Annotated in this window: 16 protein-coding genes; 14 read left to right on the plus strand and 2 right to left on the minus strand. The window is 73.1% G+C overall.

The features are described 5' to 3' along the window. Positions 1 to 104 precede the first annotated feature (104 nt). From JOD66_RS19780 to JOD66_RS19840, 13 genes are all read left to right on the plus strand, one after another. On the plus strand, positions 105 to 488 hold the full coding sequence (locus JOD66_RS19780; protein ID WP_204838524.1) for a hypothetical protein: 384 nt from the start codon (positions 105 to 107) through the stop codon (positions 486 to 488). A 139-nt stretch (positions 489 to 627) separates the two neighbouring features. Beyond that, positions 628 to 1,350 carry a hypothetical protein gene (locus tag JOD66_RS19785; RefSeq protein WP_204838525.1) on the plus strand — a complete coding sequence of 241 codons (723 nt, stop codon included), beginning with the start codon at positions 628 to 630 and terminating at the stop codon, positions 1,348 to 1,350. Positions 1,351 to 1,501: 151 nt separating this feature from the next. Then, positions 1,502 to 2,218 carry a hypothetical protein gene (locus JOD66_RS19790; protein WP_204838526.1) on the plus strand — a complete coding sequence of 239 codons (717 nt, stop codon included), beginning with the start codon at positions 1,502 to 1,504 and terminating at the stop codon, positions 2,216 to 2,218. A 19-nt stretch (positions 2,219 to 2,237) separates the two neighbouring features. Next, positions 2,238 to 3,314, plus strand: a complete 1,077-nt coding sequence (locus JOD66_RS19795) for an efflux RND transporter periplasmic adaptor subunit (RefSeq protein ID WP_204838527.1) — start codon at positions 2,238 to 2,240, stop codon at positions 3,312 to 3,314. A 5-nt stretch (positions 3,315 to 3,319) separates the two neighbouring features. Next, positions 3,320 to 3,988: an ABC transporter ATP-binding protein gene (locus tag JOD66_RS19800; protein ID WP_204838528.1), complete on the plus strand. Its 669-nt coding sequence runs from the start codon at positions 3,320 to 3,322 to the stop codon at positions 3,986 to 3,988. Then, positions 3,985 to 5,202: an ABC transporter permease gene (locus tag JOD66_RS19805; RefSeq protein WP_204838529.1), complete on the plus strand. Its 1,218-nt coding sequence runs from the start codon at positions 3,985 to 3,987 to the stop codon at positions 5,200 to 5,202. Before JOD66_RS19800 ends, JOD66_RS19805 begins: the two co-directional genes overlap by 4 nt. A 94-nt stretch (positions 5,203 to 5,296) precedes the next feature. Continuing rightward, positions 5,297 to 6,916, plus strand: a complete 1,620-nt coding sequence (locus JOD66_RS19810; protein ID WP_204838530.1) for a succinic semialdehyde dehydrogenase — start codon at positions 5,297 to 5,299, stop codon at positions 6,914 to 6,916. Continuing rightward, positions 6,913 to 8,628: a GMC oxidoreductase gene (locus JOD66_RS19815; protein ID WP_204838531.1), complete on the plus strand. Its 1,716-nt coding sequence runs from the start codon at positions 6,913 to 6,915 to the stop codon at positions 8,626 to 8,628. Before JOD66_RS19810 ends, JOD66_RS19815 begins: the two co-directional genes overlap by 4 nt. 419 nt (positions 8,629 to 9,047) lie before the next feature. Next, positions 9,048 to 10,094 (plus strand): hypothetical protein, encoded by a 1,047-nt coding sequence (locus JOD66_RS19820; RefSeq protein WP_239545347.1) that lies wholly within the window; start codon positions 9,048 to 9,050, stop codon positions 10,092 to 10,094. Positions 10,095 to 10,228: 134 nt separating this feature from the next. Then, on the plus strand, positions 10,229 to 11,812 hold the full coding sequence (gene guaA / locus JOD66_RS19825) for a glutamine-hydrolyzing GMP synthase (RefSeq protein WP_204838532.1): 1,584 nt from the start codon (positions 10,229 to 10,231) through the stop codon (positions 11,810 to 11,812). 187 nt (positions 11,813 to 11,999) lie between these two features. Next, a complete protein-coding gene (locus tag JOD66_RS29240; RefSeq protein ID WP_204838533.1) occupies positions 12,000 to 14,606 on the plus strand; it encodes an EAL domain-containing protein in 2,607 nt (868 codons plus the stop codon). Between the two features lie 47 nt (positions 14,607 to 14,653). Further along, positions 14,654 to 15,538 (plus strand): DUF1295 domain-containing protein, encoded by an 885-nt coding sequence (locus JOD66_RS19835; RefSeq protein WP_204838534.1) that lies wholly within the window; start codon positions 14,654 to 14,656, stop codon positions 15,536 to 15,538. Further along, a complete protein-coding gene (locus JOD66_RS19840; RefSeq protein ID WP_204838535.1) occupies positions 15,535 to 16,650 on the plus strand; it encodes an FAD-dependent oxidoreductase in 1,116 nt (371 codons plus the stop codon). Before JOD66_RS19835 ends, JOD66_RS19840 begins: the two co-directional genes overlap by 4 nt. 107 nt (positions 16,651 to 16,757) lie before the next feature. Here JOD66_RS19840 and JOD66_RS19845 read toward each other — a convergent pair whose 3' ends face one another. Then, complete coding sequence (locus JOD66_RS19845; RefSeq protein ID WP_174245237.1) at positions 16,758 to 16,901, minus strand: GPGG-motif small membrane protein; 144 nt, start codon at positions 16,899 to 16,901, stop codon at positions 16,758 to 16,760. Between the two features lie 171 nt (positions 16,902 to 17,072). Here JOD66_RS19845 and JOD66_RS19850 point away from each other — a divergent pair, with 171 nt between their 5' ends. Further along, complete coding sequence (locus tag JOD66_RS19850) at positions 17,073 to 18,305, plus strand: endonuclease/exonuclease/phosphatase family protein (protein WP_204838536.1); 1,233 nt, start codon at positions 17,073 to 17,075, stop codon at positions 18,303 to 18,305. Positions 18,306 to 18,317: 12 nt separating this feature from the next. On the opposite strand, the gene JOD66_RS19855 is transcribed toward JOD66_RS19850, so the two are convergent. After that, positions 18,318 to 18,746 (minus strand): DUF5709 domain-containing protein, encoded by a 429-nt coding sequence (locus tag JOD66_RS19855; protein ID WP_204838537.1) that lies wholly within the window; start codon positions 18,744 to 18,746, stop codon positions 18,318 to 18,320. Between the last annotated feature and the right edge of the window lie 7 nt (positions 18,747 to 18,753).

Consider the following 18,753-nt stretch of genomic DNA (forward strand, 5'->3'; position numbering starts at 1 on the left):
GCGCCTGGACCGTTGAGATCCGCCGGTCGGTGTGGCCATGATCCGCTCCTCAGGGCCTCGCTTCGGGTGCGAGGCCCGTCTCGGAGGGGGAGCAGCTGATGGGCATGAGGACGAGGGCGCTTGGTTCGGTCGTCGGGGTGGGGCTGGTGGCGACGGCAGCGGTCGTGGTCGGAGGTGCGTCGCTGTCGCCGGCCAGCGCGGCCTGCGCGGGAGGGTGGCGGTGGACGGCCGGCAACATCGCCAACTCGGAGCCGTCGTACGCGAGTCATGAGTGCGCGGGTCTGGTGGCGCACCAGACGGTGGTCCGGATCAGGATCCAGGGCTGGTACAACAACGGCAGCGGGTGGTCCGAGAGCTCGCTGTCGGAGAAGTGGGTCGACCCGGGCGTCTGGGACAACAAGGCGGTCGTGGGCGAGACGATGGACGGCGTCACGCTGAAGGGTGAGCGCGTCGGTGGCGACAACTCCGACGTCTACTACTCGTTCTAGCCTGCTGGTGAGTGCGATGCGTTGGAGAGCCGCCGCGGTTCTCGTGTGCGCGCTTGCCGCAGCGGGGTGTGCGAGCGATCCGGTGGGAAGCGGCGGCCCCGGCGAAGGACCGGGGTCGGCCGGGGTCGACCCGCAGGTCGTGGAGGACGTGATCGAGTACTTCCTTCCGATCCCGGGCGCGGAGAGCGCCGGTCGCGGTCGACGGATCGGCAACTTCACGAGCAATCTCCAGGTCCGAGAGGAATGCGGAGGGACGCCCATTCCGCTGGATCTGGTGCAGAGCACCAACGAGAGCACCTATCCAGAGCTCGACATGATCCGGGAGTGGGGGCTGCCGCCCATCTACTCGCCTGCTGAGCGGTACGGCCTGGACATGGAGGACTACGAGGTCGGTGGTGAAGGCACGGACGGTGCGTGCTTGAAGAGGCTTTGGGAGGAGGACCGCGCAAAGGGCATCGACTCGGTCAGCGGTGTCGATTTCGAGGGCGTCGTCGACAAGCTCGCTCTACCGTGGCAGGAGGATCAGGAGCTGACGACGAGGAGTGATCCTCGGGTGCAGCCGTTGCGGGTGGCGATGGCTCAGTGCCTGCGGGAGGGCTCGGGCCTGGCTGTGAGCGACGAGGACCCGTCGACGTCCTTCCTCAAGGGAGTCGACCGTGCCTACATCCTGGTGCCGGAGCCGGAGCGGGTCAGTGCCGAGACGGTGATGGAGTGGTCGGTGCTCTACGCCGACTGCGGTGAGCCCTACTACGCGAAGGTGAAGGAGCTGCTCGAGGAGGTGCGGCCGGCCTGGGTAGAACGCAACCGTGAGGTGATCGAGAACTTCGCCGCGAAGCTGGTGGAGCTCGGCTATGTCCCGTGATCGTCGTTCGCCATGCTTCGCGGGTACGGCCGTCGCGGGTCTGGTTTGCGCGCTCGTGGTGGCGGGGTGCAGCAGCGAGCCGGCCACGGAGCCATCGCCCCGTGGTGACGCGAGCGCCCGGTCCGGGTCGGACCGGGTCGACCCGCAGGTCGTGCAGGACGTGATCGAGAGCTTCCTGTCGATCCCGGGCACGGAGAGCGTGGCGCGGAGCACCCGCGTCAGCAACTTCACCAACAACCTCCAGGTTCGCGAGGAGTGCGGGGGGACTACCGTTCCGCTGGACCTGGTGCGCAGCACCAACAGCACCTTGTATCCGGACCTGGAGCTGATCCGGGAGTGGGGCCTGCCGCCTATCTACTCGCCCGCCGAGCGCTACGGCTTGGACAGGGAGGACCACGAGGTCGGCGCCGATGGCACGGACGGTGCGTGCGTGGAGCGGCTCGACAAGGAGGAGGGGCCGCTGAGCGTTCGGGTGGGCCTCGACTTCGAGGGCGTCGTCGACAAGCTCGCCTTTCCGTGGCAGGAGGATCAGGAACTGACGACGAGGAGCGATCCTCGGGTGCAGCCGTTGCGGGTGGCGATGGCCCAGTGCCTGCGGGAGGGGTCGGGCCTGGCGGTGAGCGACGAGGACCCGTCGACGTCCTTCCTCAAGGGAGTCGACCGCGCCTACATCCTGGCGCCGGAGCCGGAGCGGGTCAGTGCCGAGACGGTGATGGAGTGGTCGGTGCTCTATGCCGACTGTGGCGAGCCCTACTACGCGAAGGTGAAGGAGCTGCTGGAGGAGGTGCGGCCGGCCTGGGTGGAGCGCCACCGCGAGGTGATCGAGGACTTCGCCGCGAAGCTGGTGGAGCTCGGCTATGTCCCCTGAGCAGCAGGGACGGTCGGGGGTGAGGGGGCTGCTGGCGGCGCGGGGACGGTTCCCGGTCTTCGTGGCGGGCGCGGCGGCGGCGTCGTTGGGGTGGCTGCTCGTCGTGACCCTGACGGCGTTGACGCCCGGCGAGGCTCGGGAGCGGCGGGCCGCTCCCGAGCTTCCGGTGCCGAGCGTCCGGGTCGAGAGCACGACGCTGCGTGAGGTGTCGTGGACGGACTGCTCGGTGAGCACGCAGTCGGTTCCGGTGGTCGTCTACGGGACCCCGGCGGGCTATCGGCCGGTGGTGACCGAGCTCGCGGCGGCGGGATCGAAGGTCGTGACGGGCAGCGTGCTGGCCGCCGTCGCGGGCCGGCCGATCGTCGCCGTGGTGACGGACGCACCGCTCTACCGCGACTTCACGGTGGGGGAGCGGGGCCCCGACGTCCGGGCGTTCGAGAGGGCGCTGGCCGCGGCGGGCCTGATCGGCTCGGCCGACGAGGTCCTCGACGCGGCGACGATGGCCGCCTGGCGGCGGCTCGACCCCGGCGCGGACCGGGTCGAGCTGGACTCGATCGCCGAGGTCCCAGCCGGCGCGCGGGTGGCCGAGGCGAAGGTCGACGTGGGTGACGTGGTCACCGCGGGCGCGGAGGTGCTGCGGGTGACGGCGGCGGCCGACTACTACACCTGTCCCGGCCTGCCGCCGGACGTGGACCTCGAGGTCGGCTCGCTCCTGCTCGAGGTCGACGGCGAGCAGGTGGAGATCGACAGCCTGGTGCGGCCCGGCGACACCGAGGCCAGGGAGGGAGAGCCGTCGGCCGGGGAACCGGGCGGGGTGCAGGTGCGCCCGAAGGGGAGGGCCGTCGCCGGCGGTGCGCGACTCGGCGTGGTGTCCGCGGACAGCGGCGGCCCGGTCCTGGCCGTTCCGGTGACCGCGCTCAAGACCGAGAAGGACGGGCAGAGCGTGCTCGTCGTGCTCGACGGCCGGTCCCGCAGGACGGTGGCCGTGACCCTGGGAGCGACCGCGCAGGGCCTGGTCGAGGTCTCCGGCGAGGGCCTGCGCGAGGGCGACTCGGTGGAGCTCTTCGGGATGATCGCCGGCGGCGTCGGGGGCTGACGACGGTGATCGAGCTGCGCGGGATCGGCTTCGCGGTGGCGACGCCGCGGCCGACGCGGATCCTGTGGCCGACCGACCTCGACATCGGGGACGGCGAGTCGGTGGCGATCGTCGGTCCTTCGGGCGCGGGGAAGACCACCCTGGCCTCGATCGTGGGCGCGCTGCAGGCGCCCTCGGAGGGGACGTACCGGTTCGACGGGGTCGAGGTGACCGGCCGGTCGCTGCGGGAGCTCGCCCGCTTCCGGTCGGACCATCTCGGGTTCGTCTTCCAGAACTCCCACCTCGTCGAGGAGCGCACCGCCCAGGCCAACGTCGAGCTGGGGCTGGGCGACCCTTCGCTCGGTCCGTCCGAGCGCGGGGAGCGCTGCCTCGAGGCGCTGGGCCGGGTCGGGCTGGCCGACATCGCGACACGGCGAGCAGCGGACCTGTCGGGCGGTGAGCGGCACCGGGTCGCGATCGCCCGAGCCCTGGTCAAGCAGCCCCGCGTCGTCATCGCCGACGAGCCCACCGCCGCGCTCGACCAGGCGACCGGGCGCGCGATCCTGGAGCTGCTGGCCGAGGTTCCCCGCCGGGGCTCGACCCTGGTCGTGGTGACCCACGACGTCCGGGCGGCGGAGATGGCCGACCGGGTGGTCCGGGTCGTCGACGGCAGCGTGAGCGAGGACCGCGCGTGAGTACGCCGTCCGCGGGGTCCGCGCGGAGCCGGTGGCGCGCGCTGGACCGACTGACGCGCGACGCGGGGGCGTCCCTGCTGCTCAGGCCGGGACACACCGTCGGCATGGTGGCGGGCATCATGCTGGGCGTCGCCAGCGCGCTCGCCGCCGTCGTGATCGCCGAGACCCAGCAGGCTCAGGTGGACCTGCGCTTCGACCTGCAGCGCTCGAACCACGCCGTGGTCAAGGCGATGTGGTCGACGCCCGACGGCTTCGACCCGCGGCAGGTCCGCCAGATCGGGGCTCTCGAGCCGGTCGAGGCGGCCGGCGAGTTCTCGGTGTGGATCGAGGCGGCCCGGGTCGCCGGCTCCGCGGGCCTTCACGCGACCTCGGCGCCGGTCCTGGTCGCCGACCCGGGTGGCGTCGAGGCGACCGGGACGAGGGTGGTCGAGGGCGCCTCGGCCGACCTGCTGGGGCTGGCCGGCCCGGACCCGGCCCGGTTCGCCTGGGTCGGGGTGGGCCTGGCCCGTGAGCTCGGGGTGGGCCCGGCCTCCGACGGCCGCACCGACGCCCAGATCGTCGTCGGCGGCCAGCCGCTGAGCGTCGCGGGTGTCGTCGACAACCGCGGGCAGTTCGGGTACGCCGACCGAGCGGTCGTGGTCTCCCGCCCGGTCGCGACCACCGTCCTCGGCGGGGAGGGGAGCAACGCCCGGCTGGTCGCCCACGTCCGGCCGGGCTCCGCGGCCGCGGTCGTCGACTACATGCTGCGCGCGGCGGACCCCTCCGGACAGCTGCCGCTCGTCGATGCCACCCCGCCCGACGGCGAGCGGCTGGTCGCCGACGTCGGCGCCGACCTCCGGCTCATCGGTGCGGCCATGGGTGCCTTCATCGGTCTGGTCGGCATGGTCGCCGTGGCCAACACCCTGATGATGTCGGTGCACCAGCGGCAGCGGGAGCTGGGGCTGCGGTCCGCGATCGGCTGGAGCCGGCGCCGGATCGGGCTGCTCGTGCTCACCGAGTCGGCGGTGGCCGGCCTGATCGCCGGTCTCGTGGGCAGCGGGCTCGGGCTGGCGGCCGCGGCGGCCTGGTGCTGGCTGAGCGGGTGGACCCTGGTGGTGCCGCCGCTGCTGCCGTTCGGGGTGGTGCTCGGCGGCCTGGCGGCGAGCCTGGTCGGCGGCCTGATCCCGGCGCTGCGGGCCTCGTCGATCTCGCCGCTGACGGCCATGCGGTCGTGAGCGGAGTGCCTTGACATCAAGACGAGATGTGTAAAGCGGCACATTCGTTACCGAGCGGTAGCCGCGGGTGACCTCGCTCACCTAGGCTCGTGCCATGAGCGAAGCGTTTCCCGGTTCCGGTGGCCCGGTCGTGGACGGCCCGCACGACCCCGAGCACGACCCGCGGGCGTCGTACGCCCTCGAGCCGGACTACGTCGCCCGGCTGACCGAGCGGATCGTGGCGACGACCGGGCGGACCACCCAGGTCTCCTCGCCGATCAACGGCGCTCCGGTCGCCAACATCCCGCAGTCCAGCGCCGACGACGTCGCCGAGGCCTTCCGTCGGGCCCGGGTGGCGCAGGCGGCGTGGGCGCGGGTGTCGATCGACGAGCGGGCCCGGATCCTGCACCGGCTCCACGACATCGTGCTCGACCGGCAGGCCGAGATCATGGACCTGATCCAGCTCGAGTCCGGCAAGGCCCGCAAGCACGCCTTCGACGAGCCGCTCCACATCGCGCTCACCGCGCGCTACTACGCCCGCACCGCCCACCGGCACCTCGACACCCAGCGCCGTCCGGGCGTCGTACCCGTGCTCACCAGGGTCGAGCTGAACCGGGTCCCCAAGGGCGTTGTCGGCATCATCTCGCCGTGGAACTACCCCTTCACGATGGCGCTGTGCGACGGCCTCCCGGCCCTGCTCGCCGGCAACGCCGTGGTCACCAAGCCCGACGCGCAGACCATGCTGTCGGCGCTGCTCGGCGCCCAGTTGCTCGAGGACGCCGGCTTCCCGCGTGAGCTGTGGCAGGTCGTCGCCGGCCCGGGCCGCGAGCTCGGCACGCCCATCATCGAGCGGGCCGACTACATCTGCTTCACCGGCTCCACCGCCACCGGCAAGATCATCGCCAAGCAGGCCGCCGAGCGGCTGATCGGCTGCTCGCTGGAGCTCGGCGGCAAGAACCCGATCCTGGTGCTGCGCGACGCCGACGTCGAGCGGGCCGCCGAGGGTGCCGTCCGCGCCTGCTTCTCCAACGCCGGCCAGCTCTGCGTCTCGACCGAGCGGATGTTCGTCGCCGACGCGGTCTACGACCGGTTCGTCGAGCGGTTCGTGGCCCGCACGAAGGCGATGAGCCTGGGCGCCACGCTCGACTGGGACGCCGACATGGGCACCCTCATCTCGGCCGACCAGCTCGAGACGGTCAGCGCCCACGTCGACGACGCGGTCGCCAAGGGGGCCCGGGTGCTCGCCGGCGGCAACGCCCGGCCCGACCTGGCGCCGTACTACTTCGAGCCGACGATCCTCGAGGGCGTCACCCCGGAGATGACCTGCTTCGGCCACGAGACCTTCGGTCCGGTCGTGTCGATCTACCGCTTCCACGACGAGGCCGACGCGATCGCCCGCGCCAACGACGGGGACTACGGCCTCAACGGCTCCGTCTACACCCGCGACACCGCCCGCGGCCGGGCCATCGCCCGCCAGATCAAGTGCGGCACGGTCAACGTCAACGAGGCCTTCGGCGCGACCTTCGCCAGCATCGACGCCCCGATGGGCGGCATGCGCGAGTCGGGCATGGGCCGGCGCCAGGGCGCCGAGGGCATCCACCGCTACACCGAGACCCAGTCGGTCGCCACCCAGCGGCTGATCCGGTTCGGGCCGATGCTCGGGATGTCCGACGAGGGCTATGCCCGGTTCATGTCCGCCTCGCTGCGGGTGATGGACAAGCTGGGGCGCGCATGAGCGGGTTCGACTACGACGTCCTGGTCATCGGATCCGGCTTCGGCGGCTCGGTCACCGCGCTACGGCTGACCGAGAAGGGCTACAAGGTCGGCGTACTCGAGGCCGGCGCGCGGTTCGCCGACGCCGACTTCGCCGACAACTCCTGGGACCTGAAGAAGTACCTCTACGCGCCCTCGGCCGGCTGCTACGGCATCCAGCGCATCGACATGGTCAAGGACTGCCTGATCCTGGCCGGCGCGGGGGTCGGTGGCGGCTCGCTGGTCTACGCCAACACCCTCTACGAGCCGCTCGCGCCGTTCTACCAGGACCCCTCCTGGGCCCACATCACCGACTGGAGGGCCGAGCTCGCGCCCTACTACGACCAGGCCAAGCGGATGCTGGGCGTGGTCACCTACCCGCGGATGACGCCGTCGGACGAGGTGATGAAGCAGGTCGCCGACGAGATGGGCGTGGGCGACAGCTTCCACGCCACTCCCGTCGGCGTCTTCTTCGGCGGTCCCTCGCAGTCGGCGGGCGACTCGGTCGAGGACCCGTACTTCGGTGGCGTCGGGCCGCGACGCAACACCTGCACCGACTGCGGCGAGTGCATGACCGGCTGCCGGCACAACGCCAAGAACACCCTGGTCAAGAACTACCTCTACCTCGCTGAGCGCAACGGCGCCGAGGTGCACCCCCTGACCACCGCCACCCGGGTCCGGCCGCTGCCGGGCGGCGGCTACCGGGTCGACACCCGGTGGACCAAGGCCAAGCTGTCGCGGCGGCGCGCCACCAAGACCTTCACCGCCGAGCAGGTCGTCTTCTCCGCGGCGGCGCTCGGCACCCAGAAGCTGCTCCACCGGCTCAAGGCCGAGGGCGACCTGCCCCACGTCTCGGACCGCCTCGGTCACCTGACCCGCACCAACTCCGAGTCGATCCTCGGCGCGATCGCGCCCCAGGGCGCCGACGTCGACTACACCGACGGCGTGGCGATCACCTCCTCGTGGCATCCCGACGAGCACACCCACATCGAGCCGGTGCGCTACGGCAAGGGCAGCAACGCCATGTCGCTGATGCAGACCGTGCTCACCGACGGCGACGGCCCCGACCCGCGCTGGAAGGTGTGGCTCAAGGAGCTGTGGAAGGAGCGCAAGCGGGTCCGTGACCTCTACGACGTCAAGCACTGGTCCGAGCGGGTGGTCATCGCCCTGGTGATGCAGTCGGTCGACAACTCGATCACGACCTTCCCCAAGAAGGTCGCCGGGAAGTGGATCCTGTCCTCGAAGCAGGGCCACGGCGAGCCGAACCCGACCTGGATCCCGGCCGCCAACGACGCCGTCCGCCGGATGGCGGCCGTGATGGGCGGCGGCACCGCCGGCGGCACCATCGGCGAGCCGTTCAACCGCCCGCTGACCGCCCACTTCATCGGGGGCTGCACCATCGGCGACAGCCCGGCGACCGGAGTCGTCGACCCCTACCAGCGGATGTACGGCCACCCCGGACTGCACATCGTCGACGGCTCCACCATCTCGGCCAACCTCGGCGTCAACCCGTCGCTGACGATCACCGCCCAGGCCGAGCGGGCGATGGCCTACTGGCCCAACAAGGGCGAGGCCGACCCCCGCCCGGCCCTGGGCGAGGGCTACGCGTCGATCGAGCCGGTCGCGCCCCGGGCGCCCGTCGTACCGGAGGAGGCGCCGGCGGCGCTGCGGCTGCCGATCGTGGGCGTGAGCTGAGCCGCGCTGTGAGCTGAGGGGCCCCTGGGGCTGCTGGGGCGTTCGCCGGGGTCTCCGGAGGGCGCCCCAGAACTTTTCCCAACTTGTTCGGGACCGGCGTAACCCGCCCCGGACGGCTTCGTTGAGATGAACGAGCCCGGGAATCACGCTCCCTCCCGAAGCCCGGGCTCGGTCCAGGCACTGTCCATCAGCTGCGTGGACAATCAGGGCCCGGCCACCCTCCCTCCCCGGCCGGGCCCTGGTGCGTTTTCCGGCCGGCTCGGTCCTGGGGCCGGGCCCGGGGTGGGGTCCTTCCATCGCACCCGGCATCCGGGTCGCGAACCGCGGGCGTGCGCGACCCGAACGCCGGGTACGACGAGGCCACCCGACCCCTGTGGAGAGCGCCCACGCGCCGGTGAGGATCGGCGCACGATCGGGGGATGTTCCCGCACCTCGTGACCCGCCCGGATGTCGTGCTGCCGTGCCACGTCGACCCGACCGGCCGGACCGGACCGACCCCTGGCCAGGCCCGCGGGCCGGGGCGGAGACGGGTCGCACCCGGATGGTCGGTTCCCAGCGGTGTCGACGGCGGCGCGCTCGACCAGCGGATCGTCGAGGCGCTCGCCGGGCTGCCGGCGGATGCGGCGGTGACCGGGTGGGCCGCGCTCGGGTGGCGGGGTGGGCGATGGTTCGGCGGTCTCGCCGCGGACGGCCGGACCCGCCTCGACGTACCCGTCGCCCTCACCACCCGCGGCCCGCGGCCCCGGGTCGGCGTGGAGCTCACCGAGGACTGGCTCTTCGAGGCCGACGTCGACGTGGTCGACGGCCTGCCGGTCACCCGGACGGAGCGTGCGGTCGCGTTCGAGTCCTGCCGCGCGAGCGGCGTGGCCGCGGCCGTGCGCGTCGTCGACATGGCCTGCGCCGACGACCTCACCGACCTTGCCCGCCTGAGGAGGTACGCCGCCGGCCTGGTCTCCCGCCCGGGTGTCCGGACCCTCCGCGCCGCCCTCGACCTCGCCGACGAGAACGCCTGGTCGCCCCAGGAGGTCGGGATGCGGCTCTCGTGGCAGCGCCGTCGGCCGACGGCGGTGCTCCGGACCAACTGCCCCCTGTTCGACCCGGCGAGCCCGACCGGCCGACACCTGGTCACCCCCGACCTGGTCGACCTGCGGGCGGGCGTGGTGGGGGAGTACGACGGCGTCGTCCACCTCGGGGACCGGCTGCGCCGCAAGGACCTGGATCGTGACGCGCTCTACCGCGAGCTCGACCTAGAGCTCGTGACGATGGCGTCCGGCGACCGCCGCGACGTGTCCGCCTTCGTCAACCGCCTCGACGCGGCCTACCGCCGCGCCGCGCAGCGGCCCGACCGGCCGCCCCGCTGGACCACGGCCCAGCCCGGGTGGTGGGTCGACACCTCGACCGTGGCCCGGCGCCGGGCGCTGGACGAGCGCCAGCGCAGGATCTGGCTGCGGCGCGCGGCCAGGTAGCTCCGGCCAGGTAGCTCCGGCCAGGTGGCTCCGTCGCACCCGGCATTCGGGTCGCCCAGTGGCCGAGATCGCGACCCGGATGCCGGGTACGACGCCGGTTCGGGACCACGCGCCCCCGCCGATACGATTCGGCCATGACGGCCGAGGAGAACCAGTCCGAGCACGACCTGGTCCTGGTGGTGGACTTCGGGGCGCAGTACGCCCAGCTGATCGCCCGCCGCGTGCGCGAGGCACGGGTCTACTCCGAGATCGTGCCCCACACGATGCCGGTGGCCGAGATGGTCGCGCGGAACCCGAAGGCGATCATCCTCTCCGGCGGTCCGTCGTCGGTCTACGAGGAGGGGGCGCCGGCGGTCGACCCGGCCATCTTCACGGCCGGACCCTCGGTGTTCGGCATGTGCTACGGCTTCCAGCTGATGGCCGCCCACCTCGGTGGCACCGTGTCCGCCACCGGGGCGCGTGAGTACGGTCGCACCCGGGTCGAGATCCACCACCCGGGCACCCTGCTCAACGGCATCCCGGTGGAGCACAACGTCTGGATGTCCCACGGCGACTCGGTGAGCGCCGCCCCGGAGGGCTTCGCCGTCCTCGCCTCGACCGAGGTCACGCCCGTCGCCGCCTTCGAGGACGTCGACCGCGGCCTGGCCGGCGTCCAGTGGCACCCCGAGGTGCTGCACTCCGAGCACGGTCAGAAGGTGCTCGAGCACTTCCTCTGGGACATCGCCGGCTGCCGGCAGACCTGGACCATCGGCAACATCGCCGAGGAGCAGATCGCCCGGATCCGCGAGCAGGTCGGCCCCGAGGGTCGCGCCATCTGCGGCCTGTCCGGCGGTGTCGACTCCGCCGTCGCCGCGGCGATCGTGCAGAAGGCGATCGGCGACCGCCTGACCTGCGTGTACGTCGACCACGGCCTGATGCGCAAGGGCGAGACCGAGCAGATCGAGCGCGACTTCGTGGCCGCCACCGGCGCCAAGCTGGTGATCGTCGACGCCGAGAAGCAGTTCCTCGACGCCCTCGCCGGCGTCAGCGAGCCCGAGGCCAAGCGCAAGATCATCGGCCGCGAGTTCATCCGTGCCTTCGAGGGCGCCGAGCTCGAGGTGATCAAGGACGCGCCTGAAGGCACGAAGGTCGGCTTCCTGGTCCAGGGCACCCTCTACCCCGACATCGTCGAGTCCGGCGGCGGCGCCGGCACGTCCACGATCAAGTCCCACCACAACGTCGGCGGCCTGCCCGAGGACCTCGAGTTCGAGCTGGTCGAGCCGCTGCGTGAGCTGTTCAAGGACGAGGTCCGCGCGGTCGGCGCCCAGCTCGGCCTGCCCAGCGTCATCGTCCAGCGCCAGCCCTTCCCGGGACCGGGCCTCGGCATCCGGATCATCGGCGAGGTCACCCGCGAGCGCCTCGACATCCTGCGCGAGGCCGACGCCATCGCCCGCGAGGAGATGACCGCCGCCGGGCTCGACGGCGACATCTGGCAGATGCCGGTGGTGCTCCTCGCCGACGTACGGTCGGTGGGAGTCCAGGGCGACGGCCGCACCTACGGCCACCCGGTCGTGCTGCGCCCGGTCACCTCCGAGGACGCGATGACCGCCGACTGGGCGCGGCTGCCCTACGACGTGCTCGAGCGGATCTCGACCCGGATCACCAACGAGGTGGCCGAGATCAACCGGGTGACCCTCGACGTCACCTCGAAGCCCCCGGGCACCATCGAGTGGGAGTGACCCTCCGGGGCCCGGGTACCTCCTGAGCGATCCGAGCACAGGAGGTGGTCGCCATCGGTGGTGCGGCACCCCCGTGGCCGGAGCGGACATTCCGCCGCGCGCGGCCGTGGTGCTTCGTACGATGGTCGGTGGGCGAGCCGATGCCCCTGGGGAGGGGTGTGGCGCGGCTGCCGGGAGCGAGGTCACCATGGCGGGCGCTGCGCAGACGCTGACTGCGGAGCGGATCGCGCGTGCCCTCGACCAAGGGGACGTGGTCGTCCACTACCAGCCGTGCTACGACCTGCGCACCGGCGAGATGGTCGCGGTGGAGGCGCTGGCGCGGATCCTCGACACCGAGAGCGGCGAGCTCGTGGAGCCGTCGGGCTTCCTCGACTCGCTGGAGGAGTCGGGGCTGGTGGTGCGCCTCGACGAGCTGGTGCTGTCGGCGGCGGCCGGGCAGGTGGCGCGGTGGCGCGGACTGCCGGCGGGGCGGCGGCTGTGCCTGGCGGTCAACCTGTCGCCGGCCGATCTCGACGACTCGATGCTGCCCCAGCGCTTCCGCGAGGTGTCGGAGAACTCGGGGCTGCCGCTCGACGCGGTGATCGTCGAGCTGACCGAGACCGTCCTCTCGCGCACCGGCCAGGGGCACGAGCAGGTGCTCGCCGAGCTGGCCGGGCTCGGCTGCAATGTCACCCTCGACGACTTCGGCACGGGCAACGCGAGCTTCGACTACCTGCGCCGGTTCCGGGTCGACGGGGTCAAGATCGACCGCTCGTTCGTGCAGTTCCTCGGCTCCGGCGGTCCCCACGAGCGGATGGCCGAGTCGCTGGTCCGGTTCTGCCTGTCCTTGGGCGTGCACGTCGTGGCGGAGGGGATCGAGCGGCCCCAGCACGTCGCCGCGCTGCGCCGGTTGGGCTGCCCGTTCGGCCAGGGCTTCTTGATGAGCCGGCCCTTGGACGGCGCCGCGCTGGAGGCACTGCTGGTCGCCGACCGGGTGCCCGCGGCCCTCGCCCGTACCGCCGAGCGCGGCGCGCTGCCGGCGCTCACCACCGCGCCCACGGCGGCAGAGCCGTCGGTCCTCGAGCGGCTGGTGCCGCGCGTGCTCGCGGGCCTGGTGAGCCTGGTGCTGGTGCTGGTCGCCGTCCTGGTCGTCGAGGGGCGGGCCGACAGCGACGCCTCGCTGACCAGCGCCGCCCGGAACCGGCTCGAGGCGATCGACTCGCTCGCCGCCCGCGGGGTCGACCTCCGGCTGGGCGGGCTCCGGGACGCGGTGACGACCTTCAGCCGCAGCGACGCCGTACGCCGGGCGGTGGTCACGGGCGACCAGGACCGGATGGACCTGGCCCTCGAGGCGCTGGGCTCGGCGACGACCGGCTCCTACAACGCCTCGCTGTACGACGCCTCCGGGGTGATGCTCGACCTGGCGCCGCCCCAGCGCAGCCCGGAGGTGATCGGCCACGACTTCTCGTTCCGCGAGTGGTACCTGCCCGCAGGGCGGCGCGACACGGCGTACGTCTCCCAGGCCTATCAGCTGATGACGCCCGAGCGCACCTGGGCGGTCGCGGTCGCCGCGGCGGTCCGCGACCCGCGGGGCCGGATCCGCGGGTACGTCGTCGCGACCCTCGCGCTGTCGGGGCTCCAGGCCGAGATGGAGGCGGTGTTCCGCAGGTACGGCGTCGCGGTCACCGTGGTCGACCGGCACGGCACCACGCTGGCGGACTCGGGGGGCCGGATCGGCGTACCGACGAGCGACCCGCGGCTGCTCGGCGAACGGGGCCGGGGGGACCGCTCCGGCACGGGCGAGCGGCTGTGGGCGGTCAGCGAGGTGTCCTCGATCGGCGGCTGGCTGCTCGTCGAGCAGGACCGGGACGCCGCGGTGGGGAACGCCACCGGCGGCACCGATCCGCTGCTGGCGGGACTGGTGGTCGCGATCGGGTTCGTGCTGGTGCTGCTGTGGCTGGCGACCGACGCCCGGCGCCGGCGGCTCAAGGGCGACCTGCGCCGGGCGAACGCTTGGCTCAGCTCCATCCTCGGCGCGACGCCGACGCCGGTGCTGGTCAGCGACACCGACGGTCGGGTGCACCAGGCCAATGCGGCGGCGGCCGGGCTGCTGGGCGTGCCGGCCGACTCGCTGCGCGGCCAGACCGTGGGCAGCTGGCTGACCACCCGGGACCAGCCGGCGTCCGACGGCGGTGCGTTCCCCGCGACGGTCGTGACCCGTGACGGTGACGTGCGCCTGGTGGAGGTGCAGCTGCGCGACCTGACCGGGCCGCACGGCGAGCCGATGCGGCTGCACTCGCTGGTCGACGTAACGCCGCACCGCGAGGAGCAGGACCGGCTGCGGGCGCAGAGCCGGATCGACCCGCTGACGGGGGTGGCCAACCGGATCGGGCTGCAGGAGGCGCTGGCGGCGGCCGCGGCGCCGGGCCGCTCGCCGCACGCACTGGTGATGCTCGACCTCGACCGTTTCAAGTCGGTCAACGACGACCTCGGGCACGCCGCGGGCGACAGCGTGCTGTGCGCGGTGGCCGACGTGCTGGGTGACGCCGTGCAGCCCGACGACACGGTGGCCCGGGTCGGTGGCGACGAGTTCGTGCTCGTGGTCCGCCTCGACGAGCGGACCAGCCCCGGCGTGGTCGCCGAGCGACTGCGCGGGCGGGTGCAGGAGGTCCTCGACGCGCACCCGTTCGCCCTGCACGTCCCGGTCGGCGTCAGCGTCGGCTCCGCCGCCGTCGGCGCCGACGGCCGCGACGCCGACGAGCTGCTGCGGCTCGCCGACGCGCGGATGTACGAGGCCAAGCGACGCCGGCGCTGACCACGGATTCGTCGCCAAACTAGAACGTGTTCCACTAGCATCGGGGGATGAGCAGGAGCGCCTCCCTGGCCCGGGTCGGACTCGCCTATCTCGCCGCCTTCGGCGTCGCCAGCGCCTGGCTGGCCTGGGGGCCGGACACCCGCTGGCTGTGGCTCGACGGGCTGCTCGCCGACCTGCTCGCCACGCTCGTGGTGTTCGTGGCCAGCCGGATCCACCGCAACTCCAGCTTCTATGACGCCTACTGGAGCGTGCTGCCGCCGTATCTCGCCCTGTACTGGTGGCTCGCCGCCGACGTCGCCCGCGACGACGTCCGGTCCTGGCTGGTGCTCGGCGTGATCGCACTGTGGGCGGTCCGGCTCACCGCCAACTGGGTGCGCACCTTCCCCGGCCTGCACCACGAGGACTGGCGCTACCCGCTGGTGCGCGAGCGCGCCGGCCGCCTGGAGCTGCTGGCCGACCTGGTCGGCATCCACCTGGTGCCGACCCTCCAGGTCTTCCTCGGCCTGGTCCCGGCGTACGTCGTGCTCACCCGGCCCGGTCCCGGCCTGCGCTGGCTGGACCTGGTCGCGCTCGCGGTCGGCGTCGGCGCGGTGCTCCTCGAGCTGGTCGCCGACGCCCAGCTGCACCGGTTCGTCCGGGAGCGGGCGCCCGGCCAGGTGATGGACCGCGGGGTGTGGGGCTGGTCGCGGCATCCCAACTACTTCGGCGAGATCGCGTTCTGGTGGAGCCTGGCGCTGTTCGGCGTCGCCGCCTCGCCCGGCGACTGGTGGTGGCTGCCCGTCGGCGGGGTCGCCATGGTGGCGATGTTCCTCGGCGCCAGCATCCCGATGATGGAGCGGCGCAGCCTGGAGCGGCGGCCGTCGTACCAGGAGGTGGTGGACCGGGTGCCGGTGCTGGTGCCGCGTCCGCCCCGCAAGGCACGACCGGCGTGACCCGGGCGCCCCGCCCCCGGGTCGTCGTCGCAGGACTGGGCGACAGCGGCCTGCTGACCGCGATCCACCTGGCCCGCGCCGACGTCGACGTCATCGGCATCTCCAGCAAGCCCGGTCTGGTCAGCGGCCAGGAGCTCGGCCTGCGCCTGGCCCGGCCCGACGCCTGGGCGCGGGACTACCGGATCGGCTTCGAGCGCTTCCGCCGGCTCGACCGGGCCGAGCTGGTGCACGGCGAGCTGACCGGGCTCGACCTCGGCGGCCGCGCCGTCATGGTCGGCGGGCGACGGATCGGGTACGACGTGCTGGTGCTCGCCACCGGCGTGAGCAACGGCTTCTGGCGACTGCCCGGCTTCCAGACCGACGCGGACGTGTCCGCCGCGCTCGCGGCGGCCCATGCCCGGCTGGCCGAGGCACGCAGCGTGCTCGTCGTCGGCGGCGGCGCGGCCGCCGTCGGCACCGCGCTCCAGGTCGCCACCCGGTGGCCCGCGACCGTGGTCCGGCTCGCCTTCCCGGGCGAGCGGGCGCTGCCCCAGCACCACCCGCGGGTGTGGGAGGTCGCCCGCCGCCGGCTCGAGCGCGCGGGGGTCGAGCTGCGTCCGGGGCACCGCGCCGACGTACCGGAGACCTTCGCGGGCTCCGCGATCACCCGCGGCCCGGTGGCGTGGTCCACCGGCCAGCGGCCGACAGCGGCCGATGCCGTCGTCTGGGCCATCGGCCGAGTCCGGCCCAACACCGGCTGGCTGCCGCCGGAGCTGCTCGACGACGCGGGCTTCGTCCGGGTCGAGCCGACCCTGCGCGTCGCCGGTGCCCCGGGCGTGTTCGCGATCGGCGACGTCGCGGCCACCGACGCGCTGCGCTCCTCGGCCCGCAACCGCGCGGACCGGCTGCTCGCGGCCAACATCCGTGGTCACCTCGACGGCCGCCCGCTCCGGGAGTACGTGCCGGCGCGGCGCCGCTGGGGCTCGGTGCTCGGGCCGGAGACTGACGGACTGCGGGTCTTCGCCCCGTCCGGCCACCCGTTCCGGTTCCCCGCGTGGTCGGTGCGCCGGGTGCTGCAGCCGTGGATCGTGCGGCGGGGGATCTACGGCGGCGTGCGTCGTCCTCGACGGTGACGGACCATGACGGCAGCACGGTCCGCGCCGCGCCACGGCCGAGAGGGCTCGGGCGAACGGCACGCCGTTCGCCCGAGCCCTCTCACTCGGCTGCTGCCGCTGGGGCGTCAGGTGAACAGGCTGACTCCACCCGGCCCGACCAGCAGGCCGACCACGATCAGCACGATCCCCCAGAGCAGCTCACCCCGGAACAGGCTGAAGATGCCGGAGACCACGAGGATCACCGCCAGGATCCACAAGATGAGTGCCACGATTTCCCTCCTTATTCAGGGGCCCCTGCGGCCCGGAATCTGAGGTACCCCGCCGGCCGAGGTGCAGACGGTTCACCCAACCTTCACCGCCGCGGTGGGTGCGGCGGGTGCGGCGGACGGGCACGGCGACCTAGGGTCGAGGCACTCGCCCTTCTGTCTCGGAGGAAGCTCGTGCGCCGTACCCCTGCCGTCCTGTCCGCACTCGCCCTGCTGGCGGGGCTCACCGGCCTGGCGACGCCCGCCGCGCCGGTCTCGGCCCATCCCGCGGACCAGGCCCGCGGTCCCCGGGAGCCGGTCCGGTTCGCGACCTTCAACGCCTCGCTCAACCGCGGGGCGCAGGGAGACCTGGTTCGCGACCTCTCGACGCGCGACGACCCGCAGGCGCGCAATGTCGCCGAGTCCATCCAGCGGGTCGACCCGGACGTGGTGCTGGTCAACGAGTTCGACTACGCGCCGGCCGCGGTCGACCTGTTCCGTGACAACTACCTCGAGGTCTCCCAGAACGGCGCTCGGCCGGTGGCCTATCCCTACGCGTTCACCGCGCCGGTCAACACCGGCGTGCCCAGCGGCTTCGACCTCAACAACGACGGCCGGGTCGGGGGCGGCGACGACGCGTTCGGGTTCGGGCTGTTCCCCGGGCAGTACGGAATGGTCGTCTACTCCAAGTACCCGATCGACCGTGCGGCCGTGCGCACCTTCCAGACCTTCCTGTGGAAGGACCTGCCCGGGGCGTTGCTCCCCGACGACCCGGCGACGCCGCAGCCGGCCGACTGGTACTCGCCGGAGGAGCTCGCGGTGCTCCGGCTGTCCTCGAAGTCGCACTGGGACCTGCCGATCGAGATCGGCGGCCGCACCGTCCACTTCCTCGTCTCGCACCCGACGCCGCCGACCTTCGACGGGCCCGAGGACCGCAACGGCAGGCGCAACCACGACGAGATCCGGTTCTGGGCCGACTACGTCGCCGGCCCGGCCCACGGCCGCCACCTCTACGACGACGCGGGCCGGTACGGCGGGCTGCGCCCCGGGGCCGTCTTCGTGATCGCCGGTGACCTGAACGCCGACCCCGAGGACGGCGACTCGGTCGACGCCGCCGCGCGCCAGCTCCTCGACCACCCGCGGATCGACAGCCGGTTCGTCCCGACCTCGGCCGGCGGGCCCGAGGCCGCCGACCTGCAGGGCGGCGCCAACGCGGCGCAGGCCGGCGACCCGTCGTACGACACCGCGGACTTCGCCGACGGGGCGCCGGGCAACCTGCGGGTCGACTACGTGCTCCCGTCGCGGCGGCTGCAGGTCCTCGGCGGCGGGGTGTTCTGGCCGGCCACCACCGACCCGCTGTACCGGCTCACCGGGGCCTACCCGTTCCCCACCAGCGACCACCGGCTGGTGTGGCTCGACGTGCGCTAGCGGTCCTGGCCGCTAGGGCGCCTCGTCCTCGTCGATGACGTGCATGGCCGCCTCCTCGGCGCTCGCCCCGGCGCCGTCGATGCCGACGTCCTCGGCGACCAGGTCCTTCTCCCGGTCCTCGCCCAGGCCCTCGTCGGGATCGACCAGGCGCCCGGCCCGGTCGTCGCCGACCTCGGCGTCGGGGTCCTCGGGGTCTGCCGGCTCCGCGCCGGGGTCGGGCTCCGGCTCCTCCTGGGCGAGCCGGTCGTCGAGCGGCTGCGGGTGTGCCTGCTCCCACGGCGTGTTGCCGTAGCCCTGCGCCGCCGAGTACCTCTCCGGCGGGGAGTAGCCGCGGTCCAGCTCGTCGGCCACGTCGTCGTCGGCGAGCGTGTCCTCGGGCTGGAGCTGGGTCTCGTCATCGACGCTGTAGCCCTCGTACTGTTCGGGATCGTTGGTGCTCATCCGCCTG

Source organism: Nocardioides nitrophenolicus (assembly GCF_016907515.1).
In the GTDB taxonomy this organism is placed as follows: Bacteria; Actinomycetota; Actinomycetes; order Propionibacteriales; family Nocardioidaceae; genus Nocardioides; species Nocardioides nitrophenolicus.

What these genes read in the sequence shown, in the direction of transcription:
- JOD66_RS29240 (WP_204838533.1), top strand. Translation starts at nt 12,000, where the DNA reads ATGGCGGGCGCTGCGCAGACGCTGACTGCGGAGCGGATCGCGCGTGCC.
- JOD66_RS19855 (WP_204838537.1), bottom strand. Translation starts at nt 18,746, where the DNA reads ATGAGCACCAACGATCCCGAACAGTACGAGGGCTACAGCGTCGATGAC.
- guaA (WP_204838532.1), top strand. Translation starts at nt 10,229, where the DNA reads ATGACGGCCGAGGAGAACCAGTCCGAGCACGACCTGGTCCTGGTGGTG.
- JOD66_RS19815 (WP_204838531.1), top strand. Translation starts at nt 6,913, where the DNA reads ATGAGCGGGTTCGACTACGACGTCCTGGTCATCGGATCCGGCTTCGGC.
- JOD66_RS19810 (WP_204838530.1), top strand. Translation starts at nt 5,297, where the DNA reads ATGAGCGAAGCGTTTCCCGGTTCCGGTGGCCCGGTCGTGGACGGCCCG.
- JOD66_RS19820 (WP_239545347.1), top strand. Translation starts at nt 9,048, where the DNA reads ATGTTCCCGCACCTCGTGACCCGCCCGGATGTCGTGCTGCCGTGCCAC.
- JOD66_RS19835 (WP_204838534.1), top strand. Translation starts at nt 14,654, where the DNA reads ATGAGCAGGAGCGCCTCCCTGGCCCGGGTCGGACTCGCCTATCTCGCC.
- JOD66_RS19780 (WP_204838524.1), top strand. Translation starts at nt 105, where the DNA reads ATGAGGACGAGGGCGCTTGGTTCGGTCGTCGGGGTGGGGCTGGTGGCG.